The sequence below is a fragment of the Acetivibrio clariflavus DSM 19732 genome, assembly GCF_000237085.1.
GTDB lineage: Bacteria > Bacillota > Clostridia > Acetivibrionales > Acetivibrionaceae > Acetivibrio > Acetivibrio clariflavus.
Genome location: NC_016627.1, coordinates 3076162 through 3097992, shown reverse-complemented (window position 1 = coordinate 3097992; position 21831 = coordinate 3076162). Strand labels below are relative to the sequence as shown.

Below are 21831 nucleotides of genomic sequence, written 5' to 3'. Positions count from 1 at the left end.
TCCAAATAGGAAGGTTGAATTATAATTACTTGAAATTATTGGGGGTAGCAGCAGTGGAAAAAGTAAAAAGATATATATATCAACAGGTTGCAGAAAAAAAATTGTCTGTTAGTGATGCTAAATCAATGTTGATGGATATACAAAAGTACTCGGATAACGTAACAGAAGATATTGCTATTATAGGTATGGCTTGTAGGTTTCCGATGGCTGATAATACAAAAGAGTTTTGGAATAATCTGGTGAATGGGGTGGAAAGCATACGAGCTTTCCCTGACATTAGACGTAAAGACACAGACTGTAGGCTGAAAAAAAATGCCGAAGAACATGATGACCCATATCAACATCAAGGGTATTTGAACAGGATAGATGAGTTTGATGCTGCGTTTTTTAATATTACGCCAAAGGAAGCAACTCTAATGGACCCTGCGCATAGGATTATGCTTGAAACAGTTTGGGAGGCTTTGGAAGATGCAGGGATTGCAGGGAAAAACATAATTGGTTCTGATACAGGAGTTTTCATTGGCAAAGCACATTTGGGTGAACCTTTGTATAAAGATTTTATGAATGAACTTGATCCTGTAGCTTTTACCGGAATGATATCGTCGACAATATCCGGTAGAATATCTTATCTTTTTGATTTAAAAAGTATTAATATGGTTATTGATACGGCATGTTCATCGTCTCTAGTTGCAGTTCATAATGCTTGTAAGGCTTTGCAAAACAAGGAATGCAAAATGGCAATAGTCGGAGGCGTGAGTTTAAGTCTCTTTCCGTCAGAAGATAATAGAATTGAAATGATGGAATCTCCTGACTATAAATTAAAGCCTTTTGATAAAGAAGCTAACGGCACTGTTTGGGGAGAAGGTATTGGAGTTCTCATTCTCAAACCCATAAAGAAAGCAATTGAAGACAAAGATAATATTTATGCAGTTATTAAAGGCAGTGCAAGCAATAGTGACGGAACTTCTAATGGAATGACCGCGCCAAATGCAATTGCACAGGAAAATCTCCTTATAACTGCGTGGGAAAGAGCCGGAGTAACTCCTGAGACAATCCAATATATAGAGACTCATGGTACAGGAACTTCACTAGGGGATCCAATAGAGATCAAAGGAATTTCTAATGCTTTTAAAAGAACTACAAGCAAAAAACAGTTTTGTGGAATTGGTTCTGTTAAAGCAAATATTGGACATTTAATTGGAGCTTCGGGAATAGCCTCACTGATAAAAGTGGTATTGTGCTTAAAACATCAGGTTATTCCTCCTACAATAAATTTTGATATGCCTAATTCATTTATTAATTTTATTGACTCGCCGGTCTATATAAATGACACTTTGAGAAAATGGGAGAGGAGTGAATATCCCAGAAGAGCCGGAGTGAGTTCTTTTGGTTTGAGTGGAACCAATTGTCATGTAGTAGTTGAAGAATATTTAGATGAAAATGTGCGAGATGATTGCGAAAACGATTTTCCTTTGGTTTTTACACTAGCGGCTAAAAATCAGGAAGCGCTTTATGAGATGATTAAAAGATATAATTTGTTTATTACAGAAAACATAAACATAAATGTTCGAAATATTTGCTATACCGTAAACACAGGCAGGAGTCATTTTGAACACAGACTAGCGTTTGTTGTCAGGAGCAAGAGTGATTTTCTGAATAAAATAAAAATATTAAAAGACTTAGAATTAAAAAGTGGCAATCATGAAGGTTTTTATTATAATGCACATAAAATTCTGATGGAGCATAAAGCTAATTCTATCGATAAAGGAATGACATCGGAAGAGATAAAAAGATTTAGCAATATGGCAAATAAAAAACTTTCGGAATTTGTCCAGACAGGAAGAACTAATCTGATGCTTTTAGAAGAAGTGTGCAGTCTATATGTTGACGGTGCTGATGTGGAATGGGAATTATTATTCAAAGATATGTCTGTGAAAAAGATAAGTCTGCCATTTTATCCATTCAGCAAAAAAAGATACTGGGTAGCAAATTCTAAAAAGAATAATATTGAAGAAGTCCTGGAAAATGAGATATATTTTGGTTTAAAATGGAAGGAAGAACTTCTGGATCAAACTTCATTGGATTTAGTGGATAAAGTAACCGTTATTTTTAAGGCTAAACAAGGTTATGGAGATAGGATTTGTAGTATTTTGAGAAGTGAACGAAGTAATGTTATTGAAGTAGAATTTGGTGAAATGTTTAGTAAAGTTGAAGAAAAAAAATATGTTATAAGGAATAGCGAAACAGATTTTAAGCACTTGTTCGATGATATTGGAAAGGAAAGAATACATCAGATAATTCATTTGTTATCGGTGGATGATAAATCTATAATTGATGATGTTGAAGATTTAAAGCAAAAAGTAAATAGGAACTTTTATAATTTGTTTTATTTGTGTAAGACAATAAAAAACAGTAACACTATAGCTGAACCAATAGATTTTGTACTGGTAACTCTATGTGCTGACTCAGTAATCGAGGATGAAAATGTTATATCTGAAAATGCTGTTATGTATGGGCTTATTAAAGGGATATCGAGAGAGTATCCATTGTTAAAGTTTAGATATATTGATGTTGATGAGTCTAGCTTGGAGAACGATGATTTGATTAAAGAATTTAATGCAAAAAATCAGTTGTATAATGTTGCTTATCGTCAAAATAAAAGATATGTTCAAGAATTTGTAGCTATTGATATTGAAAAAGAAAAAGGAAATAATGTCCAAATAAAAAATGAAGGTGTTTATGTTATTACGGGAGGTTTGGGTGGAATCGGTCTTGAAATTGCAAAATTTATTGCTTCAAAAAATAATGTAAAACTTGTTTTGATCAATAGATCAAAGTTACCTGATAGAAAATTGTGGAGTCATATAAATGAAAGCAAAGATGAAAAGTTGTATAAAGTCATTAAGGCAATTGAAGCTATAGAGTCAAATGGATCGGAAGTTATAATATATAGCGCGGATGTATCTGATATGGATTCTATGACGAGTATTGTTAGTGAGATAAAAGACAAGTATGGTGGAATCAATGGAATAATACATAGTGCAGGTGTTTCAGGACAAGGATTCATATTGGAAAAGAAGGAAGAAGAGATAAATACAATATTTGATTCCAAAATTTATGGAACTTGGGTGCTTGATAAAGTTACTGAAGAGTGTAATATGGACTTTTTCGTGCTATTTTCATCAATAGCAACTGTGTTTACTGCGCCTGGACAAGCAGATTACGCAGCAGCAAATTGCTATATGGATTCCTTCGCAGTAAACAGAAACAGACGAGGTAAAAAAACATGTGTTATTGACTGGGTTGCATGGAAAGATACCGGAATGGCTGCAAAAAACAAAGTTAATATTGATACCATGTTTAAAGCGATAAAAACTGAAACAGCAATAAAAGCGTTTGATTGTATATTACATAAGGATATAGAAAGAGTAATTGTGGGAGAAATGAATTATGGAAGTAAGATGCTTAATTTTATTGACGGACATTTTTTAAAGATATCCGAGCAAATAAAACTAAGAATTGATGCCGGTAAAAAAATAAAAAGCAATAATACTAATTTGACTGTAGAAGCTAAAGAAGTATTAAATGCCGGAAGAGACTATAAAGAAACAGAAAAAATAATTAAGCAGGTATTTATGGATGTTTTGGGGTTCGAGGATATTAATGTTAATGATAACTTTTTCGAATTGGGTGCAGATTCTATACTTTTAAGCCAGGTATATAACGAGCTGAAAAAAATATATTCAGGAAGTATAAATATAACAGACATTTTCGAAAACTATACAATTTCAAAACTGGCTGCTTATATTAATGAGAGCCTTAATCCAAAAAATGAAGCAGCTCCAAAAGAAAAAGATATTGAAGCAGAAATAAGTGCTGCCCTTTCTAAAATGGAAAGTGGTGAATTGTCAGTTGATAATGTAGTGGAGATATTAAAAAAGGTTTAAGGGGGATATATAGTATGGAAAAGACTTTAAAATTTATTATTGAGAATATAAATACAGGAAATATCAATAAGCAAATAGGAATAGAATTATTAACTTTGCTAAAAAAAGAAAGTATAAAAATTAATGAAGATATAGCTATTATTGGCATGGCGCTTAAGATGCCAATGGCAGATACCTTGGAAGAGTATTGGGAGAACATAAAAAACGGAAAAGATTGCATAACCCAATTTCCTACTAATAGAAGAGAAGATGCAGAAAAATATTTGTATCATAGAGAGTCGGCAATAAATGATGCAAAATATTATGATGCAGGATTTCTTAATGAAATAGACAAGTTTGACTATAAATTTTTCCGAATGACTCCAAAACAAGCGGCATTGATGGATCCTAATCAGCGTTTGCTACTTGAAATTATATACAAAGCGATAGAGGATGCAGGATATGGCGGAAGCAAACTTGTTGGCAGCAAGACCGGTGTATATGTAGGCCATGCTAATAATGATGTTGAGTCTTATGGAAGACAGATATATGAACTGGAGCCGGAATCCATTCAGGTATCAATGACAGGAATTTTGCCGGCTATTTTACCAAGCAGAATATCTTATCTTTTGGATTTGAAAGGACCGACGTATTTAATTGATACAGCTTGTTCATCTGCTCTTACTGCTATACATTTGGCATGCCAAGGATTGTCAAATGGAGATTGTGACATGGCTATTGTCGCTGGTGTAAGATTGGTTATTATACCTATAGATGATGAGAACAGAAAACTTGGGATAGAATCTTCCACAGGGAGGACAATGGCCTTTGATGAAAGAGCGGATGGTGCAGGTTTAGGGGAAGGTGTAGCTGCAATAATACTTAAACCATTAAGTAAAGCATTAGAAGATAGGGATAATATATATGCTGTTATAAAAAGTAGTGCCGTTAACCAAGATGGAACTTCAGCGGGTATTACTGCGCCAAATTCTGCTGCCCAGGGTGATGTAATCGTTAAGGCATGGAGAGATGGAGGTATTGATCCTAAGACAATATCATATATTGAAGCTCATGGGACAGGAACAAGGATAGGAGATCCCATTGAGATTGAAGGTATTCAGAAAGCATTCAGAAAGTATACTGATAAAAAGCAGTTTTGTGCTATAGGCTCTGTAAAAACAAACATCGGCCATTTATTTGAATGTGCCGGTTTAGCAGGAATAATAAAAGTAGTGTTGGCTATGAAAAATAAGCAAATACCACCAACAATAAATTTTGAATTTCCCAATAGCAGGATTAATTTTGAGGAATCACCTGTTTATATAGTTGATAAATTGACAAAATGGGATAAAGAAGACTATCCAAGAAGGGCAGGTATAAGTGCTTTCGGTTTTAGCGGAACCAATGCTCATATAGTATTGGAAGAAGCTCCGGAGGTTATATGCACAGAGAATTTAGTGAACTCAGGTTCTTTTATATTTACGCTTTCAGCAAAAGGGAAAAATTTATTGAATGAGCAGATAAAAAAATACTATGAATATTTAAATTCAGGAGTTGACTATAGAATTGGTGATATTTGTTACACAGCAAGTACAGGAAGAGGACATTATAATTTTCGCTTAGCTTTTGTTGTGGGAAGTGTGAATGAATTAAAGGAATGTTTAGAGACCGCAGTTCTTGAAGGAATCGAAAAACTAGAAAGAGGAAAAGTGTTTTTTGGAGAACATAAGATTTCTCAAAGTAAACAACAGGTAGGAGAGGCTTTTGAACTTACGGAAGAGGAAAAGAAAATTTACGATGATAAAGCAAAAGAATTAATAAATGAGTATATTGAGAAAGGAAAAGTTGACAGATCAATCCTTGAAGAGATTTGCAAGTTGTATGTTGAAGGTGCTGATATAGTTTGGGATGATCTTTATAAAGATGAAGATGTAAGAAAGGTAAGCTTGCCTACTTATCAGTTTGAAAGAACCAGATGTTGGTTGGATTTGCCTGAAATTCCGGAATATGAAAAAAAGATAGATAAAGACCACTTATACTTCGGCTTTTATTGGGAAGAAGATGAATTACAGAAAAAAGAGATTACTCCCGAACAGGATACAGTACTTATATTAAAAGATGAAAATGGAAAAGGGGAAATTTTAGCTCAAATATTAAAAGAATATGGCAGAAAGGTTAAAACTGTTTCAATAGGTGAGGAATATAAAAAATTAGATGATGATAATTACATTGCAAGAAATAAAGAGGATGACTTTGTTACGGTTCTCAATGATGTAGAATGGAACGGTAGAATTCAAATAGTGCATATGCTTTCATTAGGAGTTAATTGTGAAAATGGAATAGAGGGTGTTGATAAAAAAATTGAAAGTGGTGTAATAAGCTTATATTATTTGACTAGGGCAATTATGAAAAGTAATATTTCAAAAGAAGTTGAACTATCACTAATTTCCAATTGTGTTAGTGATGTAACAGGCAGCCATGAAACAATAGTACCTGAGAATGCTGCACTGTTTGGTTTGGGCAGAGCTATCAGAAATGAGATTTCTTTGATAAAGTGCAGATGTATAGATATCGACGAGCAAACAGAACTCTTTAATATTGCTATGGATTTAATAATTAACGGAGATTTTTATGAGACTGCATATCGTAATGGCAAAAGATATGTACAGAAATTTGATAGTTTAGATATTAAAGATTGTCCTGATAAAAGAGTGGAAATTAAGAGTGAAGGAGTATACATAATAACCGGAGGTTTAGGAGGTATAGCTCTTGCCGTCGCAAAGTCCCTTGCTTTAAAAAACAAGGTTAATATTGCATTAATAAGTCGTTCGAAGATTCCTGAACGAGAGAAATGGGATGAGATTTTAAATGACGGTACTGATAAAAAGTTGTGCAACAGAATTATTGCTATTAAGGAAATAGAGGAATTAGGCTCAAAAGTTACTTGTTTTAGTGCTGATGTAAAAGATATTGATAAGGTTAGTGTGATTGTCGAAAAATTACGACAAGATTTTGGAAAAATAAATGGAATAATCCACAGTGCTGGTATTCCGGGTGATAATTTTGTTGTGCAAAAAGAAGAAAAGGCATTTAGAGAGGTCCTTTCACCTAAAATACATGGAACATGGATTTTAGATAAACTTACTGAAAAAGATGATTTGGACTTCTTGATATTATTCTCTTCAGTTGCATCAGTTTTACCTGCTCCGGGACAAGGTGATTATGCAGCTGCGAACGCTTATTTGGACTCTTTTGCTGCGTATAGAGAGAACTTAGGAAAAAGAACCCTGGTGGTGAACTGGGTTGCATGGAAGGAAACAGGAATGGCTTATGACACCGGTACTAATATCGATACTGCCTTTAAAGCTTTATATACTGATAAAGCTATTGATGCTTTGTTTACCGTCTTAAATAAAGGTGTACAGAGGGTTCTCATAGGCGAACTGAATTATGATGATAAAATGATTTATTTACTTCAAAAATACCCGCTTAAAATTTCAGAACGTATTAAGAGTGCGATTGGAATTCAGAGTTCAAAAGAAAAGGATAATAAAGTTAACAAGAAAAAGGATGCTGCTGTCGTTGAATTAAGAGGAAGAAGTGACAATGATTACACTGAAACTGAAAAGTTGATTGGTCAAATATGGAGTGAAGCTCTTGGTTATACACAAATAGATATCAATGATAACTTTATTGAACTAGGCGGAGATTCCATAATGGCAATGAATTTAGTAACTCAGATAGCAAAAGCTACCGGAGTGAAGCTTAATATTTCAGAGGTACTAAGTTATATGACTATCTACGAATTAGCAAAATATATGGATGAAAAATATTTAAAAGGCAATTCGGAAGAAATCGAATGTAATAATAAATATGCCTTTATTGGCAAAAGTGAAGAGAGAGAGTATTATCCATTATCGGCTGCACAAAAACGCATGTATTTGTTGAACCAGCTTGATGAGACAAGTACCAATTATAATTTGACGGAGGTAATGTTATTCGAAGGAGATTTAGACATCGAGCGTTTTGAAGATACAATTAAAAAATTGATCAAAAGACACGAAATATTTAGAACTACTTATGAATTGGTGGATGGCGAACCTGTTCAAAAAATACATAATGATGTGGAGTTTTATGTAGAGCATTTGACTATAAATGAAAGAGAAGTAAATGAAAAGCCACTAGAAGATATAGCTGAACATATTAGAAAAAGCTTTGTAAGACCATTCAATTTAAGTTCTGCACCTTTACTTAGGGTGGGAGTTGCAAAATTGGGTGATGGTAAATACCTGGTTATTATTGACAGACATCACATTATTTCTGATGCTGTTTCAAGAAGGGTGTTTAAAGAGGAATTTGTGAAGCTGTATATTGGAGAAAATTTGCCTGAGCCAAAGCTTCAATATAGGGATTATTCAATTTGGCAAAATGAATTGAGAAATAAAGGTATCATAAAGAAACAGGAAGAATATTGGTTAGATGTTTTTAAAGGTAAATTACCTGTACTAAATATTCCTACTGATTTTGAAAGACCTAAAATTCAAAGCTTTGAAGGTGATAAATTTTATTTTACTGTGGATGAAAAGCTAAAAAATTCGCTGGACGAACTTGCTGCAAAAACAGAGACAACTCTCTTCATGATTTTGATTTCTGCTTATAATATATTATTATCAAAATATTCAGGAAGCGAAGATATAATTGTAGGTACACCTATGGCAGGAAGAGAACACCCGGATTTGGAAAATATGATGGGTATGCTTGTAAATACAGTGGCTTTAAGGAGTTATCCATCGTATGACAAAACATTTGAAGAATTCTTGCGAGAAGTAAAAATAAATACTTTAAGAGCTATGGATAATCAAGAATACCAATTTGATGAACTGGTTGAAAAATTAGGTATTGAAAGAGACCCGGGCAGAAATCCATTGTTTGATACTCTATTTGTATTGCAAAATGTGGGTGAACCGGAAGTGTATATTGATAATATAAAGCTTACAAACTTAGAACTAAAGAATAATACTTCAAAATTTGACCTTTCTATTGAAGCATACGAGACTCAGGAAAAAATATTCTTTAACATAGAATACTGTACAAAACTATTTAAAAAAGAGACAATAAATAGATTTTCTACAGATTATATAAAGATTTTAAATAAAATAGCAGACAATAGTAATATAAAGATTGGAGATATATCGCTTATAGAAGATTTTAATAAACTCGAAAGTGTAATAGATTCAGAAGTTAATTTTAGTTTCTGAAATTAATTGATTTTACGGGGGGAAATACTATGATATTGGATAAATATACAGAGAACATACTTGTTTCATCAAAGGATATGCAAATTGAAAGAGATTATTGGCAAAGCAAACTGGAAAAGGGGATTTCCATTACCTCTTTTCCAAAGTATGAAAGTGAGACAGAAGAACAGGGATATAATACTTTAAGTTTTAATATATCAGGAAATGTCTTTAACAAAATTATTTCATTAAGTAATAAATCAGAATTTGGAGTCTTCATGGTTCTACTTTCAAGTATCAAGTATTTGCTGTATAAATATACCGGAAATGATGATATAACTGTGGTAATGCCTGCATTTAAGCAAAAAGGTAATGGCAAATATTTAAAAAACTTGTTAGTGTTAAGGTCTTGTTTGAAGTCGGAATATAATTACAAAATGTTATTGACTTCTATTAAAGAAACTGTTATTGGTGCAGACAAACATCAAAATTATCCATTTACTAAAGTTGCGGAATTAATGGGTATTGAAATGGTTGATGACGGATATAAAATAGATACATTAGTATTTATGGATAATATTCATGATGTAGAGTATCTGAATGAGGTAAAAAGTGATATGGCTTTCTGCTTTAAACTGAAGGAAGAAGGCATTGATCTTATTATTAGATATAATACCATATATTACAATAAAATGCAGGTAGAAAAAATATTTCTCCATATGCTTAATTTCCTCGATAAAGTTACAGATAATGTTAATATAACTTTATCAGAAGTAGATGTTATTACAGATATTGAAAAGAAAGAAATTTTAATTGATTTTAATAATACCGTGTCTGAGTATCAGCGGGACATTACTATTCACAGGAAGTTTGAAGAACAGGTTATAAAATCACCTGACAGAATTGCTGTGATATTTGGAAGTAATAAATTAACGTATAGAGAGCTCAATGGTCGAGCCAATAGTTTGGCAAGAGTTTTGAGAGAAAAGGGCGTGACTACTGAAAGTATAGTAGGGATAATGGTTGAGCGTTCAGTGGAAATGATAATTGGTATTTTGGCAATATTAAAAGCAGGCGGTGCCTATATGCCAATTAGCCCTGACTATCCTTTGGATAGAATAAGTTTTATGCTTGAAGACAGTAAAACAGAGATAGTACTTACGCAGGAGCGTTTTATAGATAAATGCAGTTTTGTAAATAATGTTATTGTTTTAGACAATGAAGAGTTATATAGCAGGGATAATAATAATCTGGGAGACTACAGCGATTCTAAAAACTTAGCGTATGTAATGTACACCTCAGGTTCTACCGGAAAACCGAAAGGGGTAATGATTGAGCATTATTCAGTGATAAATAGACTTAACTGGATGCAAAAAAAATATCCAATTGGTGAAAATGATGTAATACTTCAGAAAACTCCATTTACTTTTGATGTTTCAGTATGGGAATTATTTTGGTGGGGGTTTAACGGTGCAAGTGTTTGCTTTCTTATCCCCGGTGGTGAAAAAGAGCCGGAAACTATAGTTGATGCTATAAGAGAAAATAAAATAACTATAATACATTTTGTTCCTTCAATGTTGGACATGTTTTTAGAATATATTGAAATGAAAAATTGTATAGAAGAAATCAAAACTCTTAGACAGGTTTTTGCAAGCGGAGAGGCTTTGAGTTTGCATCAGGTAAGAAAATTTAACAGGTTACTTTATAATCAAAACGGTACAAAACTTGCAAACCTTTACGGTCCCACTGAAGCCACAGTAGATGTTTCATATTTTGATTGTTCGAATGACTCAGATATAAATAAAGTTCTTATAGGAAAGCCGATAGATAATATAAATTTATATATAGTAGATAATAATTTGAAACTTCAGCCTGTAGGTGTTGAAGGAGAATTGATTATTGCGGGAGATGGACTGGCGAGAGGTTATCTTAACAGACCTTCTTTGACAGAAGAGAAGTTTGTAATTTGTCCATTTGCAAATAATAAAAGAGTATACAAAACAGGAGATATTGCAAGGTGGATGCCCGATGGAAATATAGAATATCTTGGACGTAAGGATTTCCAGGTAAAGATACGAGGTAACAGGGTTGAGCTTGGTGAGATTGAAGCAAAACTGAAAGATTATAATGATATAAAAAATGCTGTAGTAGTGCTCAAAGAAGATAAATCAGGAAACAAATATCTTTGTGCATATATTATTTCGGATTCAAATCCATCAGTAATAGAGTTAAGAGAATATTTACTGAATTATTTGCCGGAATATATGGTACCTTCATATTTTGTGAAAATTGAGGAAATACCTTTGACACTAAATGGAAAAATTGATAGAAAAGCATTACCCGGACCTGATTCAAATATAAATACCGGTGTAGAGTTTGTTGCTCCGCGTAATGAAATAGAAGAAAAACTTGCAAAAATATGGAAAGATGTTCTTGAAATAAAAGAAATAGGTATTAGGGATAATTTCTTTGCTTTAGGTGGCGATTCAATTAAAGGGTTGCAAATACTTTCACGTTTATATGCAGATAACCTAAAGTTGAGTATGAAGGATTTGTTCAACTACCCTACTATTGAGGAGTTAAGTCCACTTGTGAAAATAGTTACAAAGGAAATATATCAGGGAACAGTTGAAGGCTATATAAATCTAACACCAATTCAAAAGTGGTTTTTGGAAAATGAGTTGACGGGAGAATCATATTTTAACCAATCGCTCATGCTTTTCAAAAAAGACGGGTTTGATTTTAATGCACTTGAAAAGGCTTTTGTGAAACTTGTGGAGCAACACGATGCTTTGAGGATTATATTTAGAAAAGAAAAGGATCAAATAAAGCAATATAATAGGGGAATGGCTGAAAGAACATTCTTGTTAAAAGAGATAGATTTGATTGGCAGAGATAAATATGAAGATTTAATTGAGGAAGAGGCAAACAGGGTACAAGCGGGAATTGACATATGGAATGGCCCATTGGTAAGTGCATGTTTGTTTAAAACATATGATGGGGATCATTTACTGATAGCAATTCACCATCTTGTGGTAGACGCCGTTTCTTGGAGAATAATATTGGAGGATTTAGCGATTGCTTATGAACAAGCTGTTAAGGGACAGGAAATTAAACTTGGTCTTAAAACTGATTCATTCAAAAATTGGTCCGAAAAAATTTCTGAATATTCAAACAGTAAAAAGCTTTTAAACGAAATTGAATTCTGGTCAAGGTTCGAAAATTTGGATGATATTATACCATTGCCGAAAGATAACCATATAGAGGAAAGAAGGTTTAAGAATAGTAATATTATCCGACTAATTCTTGATGAAGAAGAAACAGCAAATATACTGAAAAATGTTAATAAAGCGTATAATACTGAAGTAAATGATATTCTTATTGCAGCACTGGGACTTGCAGTAAAAAAATGGACTGGCATAAATAAAGTGGCTATTAATATTGAGGGACATGGAAGAGAAGAAATTATTGAGGATACTAATATAAGCAGGACTGTAGGATGGTTTACATCACTTTATCCTATTGTATTAGATTTGCATGAATCGGACAACCTTTCTTATATAATTAGGTATGTAAAGGACACAATTAGAAAAATACCAAATAAAGGTATAGGATATGGCATCATCAAATATCTTACTAAAGAAGAGAATAAAGCCGCAATAAAATTTAAACTGAAACCTGAGATTAGTTTTAATTACTTGGGTGAATTTAGTAATGTTTTAGAGGGTAGACAATTTGAGGTATCGCATTTATCGGTAGGAAAAACTATTGGTGGCGATTATAATAGAAAACATGCTATTGATGTAAACTGTTTTATAAGTAATGGAAAGTTATTTGTAGAATTTACATATAACAGTGACGAGTATAGGGAAGAAACTATTTCCAATATGGCGGAATATTACAAACAAGCAATTTCTGTGATTATTGACCATTGTATTAAGAAAGAACATCCGGAATTTACACCTAGTGATTATGGTGATGTACTATTATCGATTGGGGAACTTGAGCAAATTAAAAAGGTAGTCAATAGTGAAATACAAAAAATATATCCACTTTCGCCTATGCAGGAAGGTATATTATTTCATAGCCTTTTAGATGCGGATTCCCAAGTATATTTTGAGCAAGCAGTACTTTCTATTGATGGGGAATTTGACAAGAATATATTTGAAAAAAGTTTCAATTTATTAGTTGATAGATATGACATTTTGAGAACTACAATTGTATATGATGGGATAAAAAGGCCAAGACAGGTAGTTTTAAAAGAGTATCCAGTTTCAATATCATTTGAGGAAATAACGAATTTATCTGAAGAAGAAAAAGAAGAGTATATAGAGGAATTTAAGCAGAAGGACAGGTCAAAAGGTTTTGACTTCAAAAATGATAGGCTTATTAGAATATCTTTAATAAAAATTAATGATAGGTCATACAAAATTATTTGGAGTTTTCACCACATATTAATGGATGGTTGGTGTCTTAGTGTCATTTTAAAAGAATTTTTAGAGCTATATAATGATATTAAAGAAGGTAAATTACCATATAACAAGAAAGTTTATCCCTATAGTGAATATATCTATTGGCTAGAAAGGCAGGATAAAGAGGCAGCTCGTATTTTTTGGAAAAATTACTTGTATGGGTATGAGCAAGCAGCAGTACTTCCCGGTAAGAAAATTTCAGTTGGAAAGACTTTATATAAACAAGAGGAGATAGAATTTAGCATTAATGAAAATATTATAGCAAATCTAAAAGATATTGCATTAAGATGTAAAGTTACAATAAATACTATATTTCAGGCAATTTGGGGTATATTGCTCCAGAGATATAATAATACAGGGGATGTTGTATTTGGTGCAGTTGTATCGGGACGCCCATCAGAGATTAGGGGGATCGAGAACACTTTAGGGCTTTTTATAAATACTATTCCTGTCAGAGTGATGTGTGATGGAAATAGGCTTTTTAGTGAGTTGATAGTAGAGATGCAGAAATCAGCTTTGAAAGCTGATGAATATAGTTACTATTCACTTGCTCAAATACAGTCGGAGTCTTCTCTAAAGAACAATTTAATAAATCATATACTTATTTTTGAGAATTATCCGGTGGAAAGAGCTATATTTGATGCGGACAATAGTGGAACAAAAAGTTTCGTGATAAAGAATTTTGAATTCTTTGAACAAACAAATTATGATTTCAATGTAGTCTTTTTACCTGGAACAGATTTTATAATTAAGTTTGTTTATAATGCAGCTGTATATGATATAAAGGATGTTGAAAACATAAAAGAGCATTTTATGAACCTGACAATAAATATAGCAAAAGGCTCTGAAGTGACAATTGGGAATTTGGATTTGATATCTGATGAAGAAAAGAGAAAGATATTATTTGATTTTAATGACACCTCGCGTGATTATCCAAGTGAAACTATACATGGCTTGTTTGAAAATCAGGTGGTGAAAAGTCTGGAAAATATAGCACTGGTATTTGGTAATTCTACACTTACATATAGTCAGTTAAATGAAAGATCCAACCAACTAGCAAGGAAATTGAGGGAAATTGGAGTCAAGCCTAACAGTTTGGTTGGACTTATGCTAAACCCTTCAATGGAAATGTTAATTGGTGTATTTGGTATTCTAAAGGCTGGAGGAGCATATGTTCCTCTTGACCCACAGTATCCTTCTGAAAGAATAAAATATATGCTGGAGGATAGTGGAACCAGTCTGCTTATAACACAGCCCGAGCTTGTTGCTGATATTGAATTTGAAGGAGAAGTCATTGATATTACTGATAATGAACTGTATAATGGTGATTGCTCAAATCTCGCAAATGTTAACAGACCTGAGGATTTAGCTTATATAATATATACATCAGGTTCAACAGGCATGCCTAAAGGTGTAATGATTGAACATAGAGGTGTAGTTAACTATATTAGAGGAATGTCGGAACATATAGATTTTAGCGTTGGAAAATCTATACTGGCAGTTACTACTATGTGCTTTGATGCCTTTGTGGATGAAACATTATTACCGTTGTCAAAAGGTCTTAAAGTAGTGATTGCAGATGAACAGCAAAGAAAGGATCCTAAGTTGTTGGCAGAATTAATATTAAAAAATAAGATCAATATTCTGCAAACAACACCATCGAGACTAAAGATTCTTACAGAACTGAAAGAACTGGACTTTTTGGGTGTAGTGGATGAATTTATTGTAGGTGGTGAAGCATTTCCTCCGGAACTATTAGAAGTAATTTGCAAGTATTCAAATGCAAAGATTTATAATTCCTATGGACCAACTGAGACTACGGTTGGGACAACTATAAAAGAACTTTCTGGGCCAGAATCAGTTAATATTGGTAAACCAATTGCCAATAGTAAGATTTATATACTAAACAAAGATAAATGTGTTCAGCCGATTGGAATACCAGGAGAAATATTTATATCGGGAGATGGTTTGGCAAGGGGATATTTAAATATGCCAGAACTTACAAAGGAGAGATTTATCCCCAATCCTTTCGTACATGGTGAGTTAATGTACAAAACAGGGGATATTGCCAAATGGCTCCCTAATGGAGAAATAGAATTTTTGGGAAGAGCCGATCATCAAGTAAAAATAAGGGGATACAGGATAGAACTTGAGGAAATAGAAATTCAAATGGCAAAATATGATTTGATAAAGGATGTTGTGGTTACCGCAAATAAACTTGATGAAAATAACAATTATCTATGCGCATATTATACATCTGATAAAGAATTGACAACATCTGAAATGCGAGAATTTTTATCTAGGATACTTCCTGATTATATGATCCCGTCATATTTTATCATGGTTGAACAATTTCCGTTAAATGCTAATGGAAAAGTAGATAGAAATTTATTGCCGTTACCACAGGACATAATAAATACGGGAAGCAAATATGTAGCTCCAAGGGATGATATTGAAGAAAAATTGGCTAATATATGGTGTGAAGTACTTGGAGTTAAACAAGTAGGTATTAATGATAACTTGTTTGATTTAGGTGGTAATTCGATTTCATTAGTACGAATATACTCGCAAATTGAGGAATTATATCCTGGGGTTGTTACGGTTGTTGATCTTTTTACGTATCCAACAATTTCAAAACTTGCAGATTTTATAAAAGATAAAAAATCAGCAATAAGTAAAAATGTTCAGTTTAATTTTATTGAGTTCCCTGAGATATATTTTAAGGAAGAGAATGAGAAAAGTAAAAAGTTGATATATGAGTTTGATATTGATGGAGTAAGTTTCGAGAAGATAAAGAATATATCCATAAAAGAAAATATTAATTATAGAAATGTAATTTTGGCAGTCTATATACAATTATTCTATGAAATAACAGAAAACTCTCAAATGTCATTCTATGTGATGTTTGACAATGCAAATGAAGTTATACAGTTAGATATTGATCTAAATGAAGTATCTGACTTTCAACAGCTCATTAAATTAGTAGTTGAAAGAAAGAATTTAAGTAGTAAAAAAATATATAGGTTGAAAGAACTAATTGAATCAGCTCCAGCCAAAAAGCCTGGGTATATTAGTACTTTTATATATTGTAGAGAACTATTTACTGAAAATGTAAATTTGTTGGAAGCATATGATATTATATTTGCTATTGAAGAAATTGATACTAGAGTTAATATGCGCTGTGAGTTTGATGAAAGTAGGCTGGATAATGAGAAAATACTGGAATTAACCAATATGTATTTGCAATTGATGGAAATTATTACAGATTCTTATTAATTTGATTAGTTTTATTTGAGTTGCAAAATTACATTTAGGGGGAAATATAATGGCGATAAAGCTTTTAAACGTAAATAGCGGTAAAACTAATGCTTGTTCTGAACAAAAAGTGAATATAAAGGAAGTTTCAACAAAGGAAATTGCAATAATAGGTATGGCTGGAAAGTTTCCGATGGCAGAAAATGGCCTTGATGAGTTTTGGACGAATATTAGGAACGGAAAAGACTGCATTACTGAATTCCCGGAAAGCAGAAAAAGAGATACTGATTCTTTTATTAAGTTTGTTGGTATGGATGAAAGTAACATAAGTTATATAGAAGGTGGTTATCTAGAATCAATTGACAAGTTTGATTATAATTTCTTTCAATTGTCACCAAACGAAGCAAGTCTTATGGACCCTCATCAAAGACTTTTTCTGGAAACAATATATGCTGCTATAGAGGATGCAGGTTACGGCGGAAAGAGGATTAGAGGAAGTCGTACTGGTGTATATTTAGGATATTATGATGATGACTTTACATACAAACAGGCAATTTCGTATATCGCTCCTTCCCTATATTCTATGTCTATACCGGGAAATATATCTGCAATAATCGCGAGTAGGGTTTCGTATCTATTGGACCTTAAAGGACCGTCCATGTTGATAAATACGACTTGTTCATCATCGCTGGTTGCAATTCATTTAGCATGTCAAGCAATTAGAAATGGTGAATGTGATATGGCTATTGCAGGTGGAGTAAAAATAAACCTGCTGCCTGTTGTGTTTAAAAATATTAAAGATATTGGAATAAGATCTTCAGACAATAGAACGCATACCTTTGACGATAACTCGGACGGAACAGGCTGGGGAGAAGGTGTTGCGGCAATAATGCTGAAAAGTTTAAGTAAAGCAATTGATGATGGTGACAATATATATGCTGTAATAAAAGGAAGTGCAATAAACCAAGATGGGAGCTCTATTGGTATAACGGCACCAAATCCCAATGCACAGATGGACGTAATAATAAGAGCATGGAAAGATGCAGGGATAGAGCCGGAATCAATTTCTTATATAGAAGCTCACGGAACTGGGACAAAACTTGGAGACCCGATTGAAATTGAAGGTATCTCAAAAGCATTTAGTAAATATTCAACGGCAAAACAATTTTGTGCTATAGGATCTGTAAAAAGTAATATTGGCCATCTTGACAATATGGCAGGTTTGGCAGGAGTAATTAAATCAGTTCTTTCTTTAAAGAATGAGGAAATACCACCAACAATAAATTTCTCAAGACCTAATAGAAATATAGATTTTGTAAATTCTCCTGTTTTTGTAATAGATAAAATTTTGGAATGGAAAAGAGAAGAGGGAAAGGTTAGAAGATGTGGGGTTAGTTCTTTCGGTTTGAGCGGTACGAACTGCCATTTGATTTTGGAGGAAGCACCTCAAAGACTTTATGTGCAGGAGCAGCAAGATGATAAGATGCAGGTATTAGTGTTGTCAGCAAAAAATATGAACGTTCTTAAAAATATTGTGAAAAAATATAGAGATTATTTGGGCGAAAAGGGTGATATAAAGCGAATCTGTTATACTGCAAATACAGGGAGAGAGCATTATAATTGCAGATTGGCAATGGTTATAAAGAATTTTGATGATTTGAAGAAAAAGCTGGAAAATTTATTAAATTTAGATGTTAGTTTAAATGCAGATGTAAAAATCACTGAGGGAGTTTATATTGGTGAAACTGAGAGGAGTAACAGTGAAAACATTGTTGAAAATATAGGAGAAATAGAAAGAATAAAGAAATTGAATATGGAGGCATCATCGAAAATTAGAGAGTATATAGAAAGTGGAGAAAGTAATATAGAATTGCTATATGATATATGCAAATTGTATGTAAAGGGAGCAAACATAGATTTTGATGAACTATACAGAAATGAAAAGATTATTAAAGTAAGCCTGCCTACTTATCCTTTTGAAAGAATCAGATGTTGGCTTGACAAAGTTAGTTTGAATGTAGGGAAGCAGAAAATAATCCTTAAAGGAAAAGAGGGTGGAGAATATAGCGAAATTGAAAAAAATATTGCTTGTGTCTGGGCTGAAGTTTTAGGTTTGGAAGAGATAAATATAAATGAGTCGTTTTTTGAATTGGGTGGTAATTCTATAAATGCTATAGAAGTATTGGCAAAGCTCAGAGATAAATACGATGTCAGTATGAATAATATTTTTGAACATCCTACTATATATAGCCTTGCTCAAAATATATCTTTAAAAAATGACAGTGTAAAACTCAGAATTGAGCAAATAAAGGAATTACTTTTAAATAACTTGAATCAAAGGAATGAAGAACTGCCGGAAACGGAAGGCTATAATCAAAGATTAGCAAAATGCAATGAAATTGATTTAGATAAGAAGAAAAAATACGAGAATATTTTATTGACAGGTGCAACAGGCTTCCTCGGTTCCTACTTGCTTCGTGATTTGCTGATAAATACGGATTCAGTAATTTATATATTGATACGGGGTAAGGATTATGAAGAAGCAAAAAGGAAATGTGAAAGCAAATTTAGTTACTATTTTGATGAAGATTTAATTGCTAAATATAATGAAAGAGTAGTTATTGTAAACGGAGACTTGAGATATGACCGTTTTGGTCTTGATATAGAATTATATGATAAGTTGTCAAGAAAAATTGATTGCATAATTCATTCTGCTGCTATAGTAAAACATTATGGTATCTACAGTGAATTTTATGAAATAAATGTTAAAGGTACAGAAAGATTATTAAAATTTTCCCAAACAGGTCGGGATAAAGATTTTAATCATATATCTACAACAGGTATTGCATTTGCCAATATTGAAGGAAGGGAACGTGTACTTTTTACTGAATATGACTTTGATTTTGGACAGAAATTAACCAATGTATATGCTCAAACTAAATTTCTTGCTGAAGAAATGGTTTACAAAGCAAGGGAAAATGGGTTAAATGCAAATATATTTAGAATTGGAAATATTGTTGGTGATTCAAAAACTGGAGTATTTCAATTAAATATAGAGGAAAATGCAGTTTATTCCTTATTACGCTCGCTGATTAAATTAGATTATGTACCAAATTGGCATTATAATAATATGGAGATTTCTTTCATTGATTACATAAGTAAGGCGATTGTGTTATTATTTAACAGGTTAGGAATTATGAATCATACACATCATATTTATAATCCTAATTTGGTGAATATTAACAACCTTAGTGAAGTATTTTCACATCTGGGTTATAACAAAAAAAGTATGCAATTGGTTGATTATTTGGATTATCTATATGATGTTTATAGAAATAATGAAAATAAAACTTTAAAGAAAATGGTTGAAGTTATGTTTCTGCACTTGGGAATTTTCGATGAGGAATTGAGTAGAACGGAAATTATTTTAAGATGTGATAAAACCAGCTTAATACTGAGTAAATTGGGATTTGAGTGGCCTGAGATAAATGACGAACATATAAAAATTATGATTGACTACTGTAAAAAAGTTAACTTTATATAAAGAAAGAAAAGTATGTTTTAAGTTTATTTATATTCATAGCAGGTTTAATTTTACGAGTCATTATTTAATTAATAATACAATTGTTTTAAGGGGGATTTAAATTGAATTTGGGGTTGTTAAAAAATAGAAACTTCTTATTTTTTATATTGGGTAATGGTATTTCATTAATTGGCGATGATTTCTTGGCGGTAGGGCTTTCACTGTATGTTCTTAGTTTAACAGGGTCAGCCAGTCAATTTGCAACCGTTTTGGCAATATCAATGCTTCCTACTATATTTTTATCGCCAATAACAGGACCAATTATTGATAGAATTAATAGGAAATTTATCTTAATACTCAATAATATGCTCCGTGGGGCAATAATGATTGCTGCTTTTATTTATTTATTATTCAATAAAGCAAATTTAGTGGAAATATATATAGTATCTTTTATTTTTGGAATTTGTACTAGTTTTTATCAACCTGCTGCTATGACTGTAATACCGTCAATATTGGAAGAAAAAGATTTGGTGCATGGAAACTTGATGAATTCTATATTTGATCAGATTTGTAATGTTATGGCTCCGATTGCAGCAGCGTATGTATATACTTTTTTTGGACTTAAGGCAATTTGTTTAGTAGATGGAATAAGTTTTATTGTTATGGGACTTATAATTTTATCTATTAAAATAAAACCTAAACAGGATAAAAATGAAAGGAAAATATTTACCAGTATTGCAGATGGATTCAGGTTATATAAAGACAAAGAGGTACTCAGTATCAGTTTAAATGCAATGCTGACACATATGTTGATAATACCAATATTTAGTATAGGATTTCCTTATCTAGTAAAAACTATATTTAAAGGAAATGATATAAATTTTGGTACCATTCAAACAATATGTACTATAGGAACATTTCTTACTTTTATTTCTGTTCCAATCTTAAATAAAAGATTTAATGACTTAAAAGCATTAAATATTACAATGTATGGTATGTTAGGATCAATATCAATACTTTTTGCTTTAAATATTATAGGATTTTTTAACTTTATAACTACAAGCACTTTAGGAATGATTATATATTTATCAATAATAGGATTTTTGTTTTACTTTTCCTTTGCCACGTATGGGGTATTTTATACTTCTTTTGTTCAAAAAAAAGTCATGTCGGAATATTTAGGAAGGTTTTATGCTTTGCTTGAGATGCTAATTGCAATAGGAGGAGTAATTGGAAGCAAATTGTACGGATTTATTTTTGATATAGACTTTGCGTTTTATCCGGTATTGATTGGCTGTATCGGTATGATAATCAAATTGTTATTGAATTTTATGATTACGGAAAATAAAAAAATAAGTGTGAATACAGAATCAGCAAATTTATAGAACTATTTTAATTATTTTATAATTAAATTTGTT

5 protein-coding genes are annotated in these 21831 nt (G+C 32.2%); all 5 read left to right on the top strand.

Going from position 1 to position 21831, the window contains the following annotated elements:
- Nucleotides 1–53: 53 nt before the first annotated feature.
- Nucleotides 54–3947, top strand: a complete 3894-nt coding sequence (locus tag CLOCL_RS21150) for a type I polyketide synthase (RefSeq protein ID WP_052306596.1) — start codon at nt 54–56, stop codon at nt 3945–3947.
- 14 nt (nt 3948–3961) lie between these two features.
- A complete protein-coding gene (locus CLOCL_RS21145; RefSeq protein ID WP_014255785.1) occupies nt 3962–9184 on the top strand; it encodes an SDR family NAD(P)-dependent oxidoreductase in 5223 nt (1740 codons plus the stop codon).
- A 29-nt stretch (nt 9185–9213) separates the two neighbouring features.
- Nucleotides 9214–16911 carry a non-ribosomal peptide synthetase gene (locus CLOCL_RS13000; RefSeq protein WP_014255784.1) on the top strand — a complete coding sequence of 2566 codons (7698 nt, stop codon included), beginning with the start codon at nt 9214–9216 and terminating at the stop codon, nt 16909–16911.
- A gap of 49 nt (nt 16912–16960) precedes the next feature.
- Nucleotides 16961–20434 (top strand): thioester reductase domain-containing protein, encoded by a 3474-nt coding sequence (locus tag CLOCL_RS12995; protein WP_014255783.1) that lies wholly within the window; start codon nt 16961–16963, stop codon nt 20432–20434.
- A gap of 101 nt (nt 20435–20535) precedes the next feature.
- Entirely contained in the window at nt 20536–21798 is a 1263-nt protein-coding gene (locus CLOCL_RS12990; protein WP_014255782.1) for an MFS transporter, read from the top strand.
- Nucleotides 21799–21831: the final 33 nt, after the last annotated feature.

Coding starts and splice junctions, on each gene's coding strand:
- CLOCL_RS13000 (WP_014255784.1), top strand. CDS start 9,214: ATGATATTGGATAAATATACAGAGAACATACTTGTTTCATCAAAGGAT.
- CLOCL_RS12995 (WP_014255783.1), top strand. CDS start 16,961: ATGGCGATAAAGCTTTTAAACGTAAATAGCGGTAAAACTAATGCTTGT.
- CLOCL_RS21145 (WP_014255785.1), top strand. CDS start 3,962: ATGGAAAAGACTTTAAAATTTATTATTGAGAATATAAATACAGGAAAT.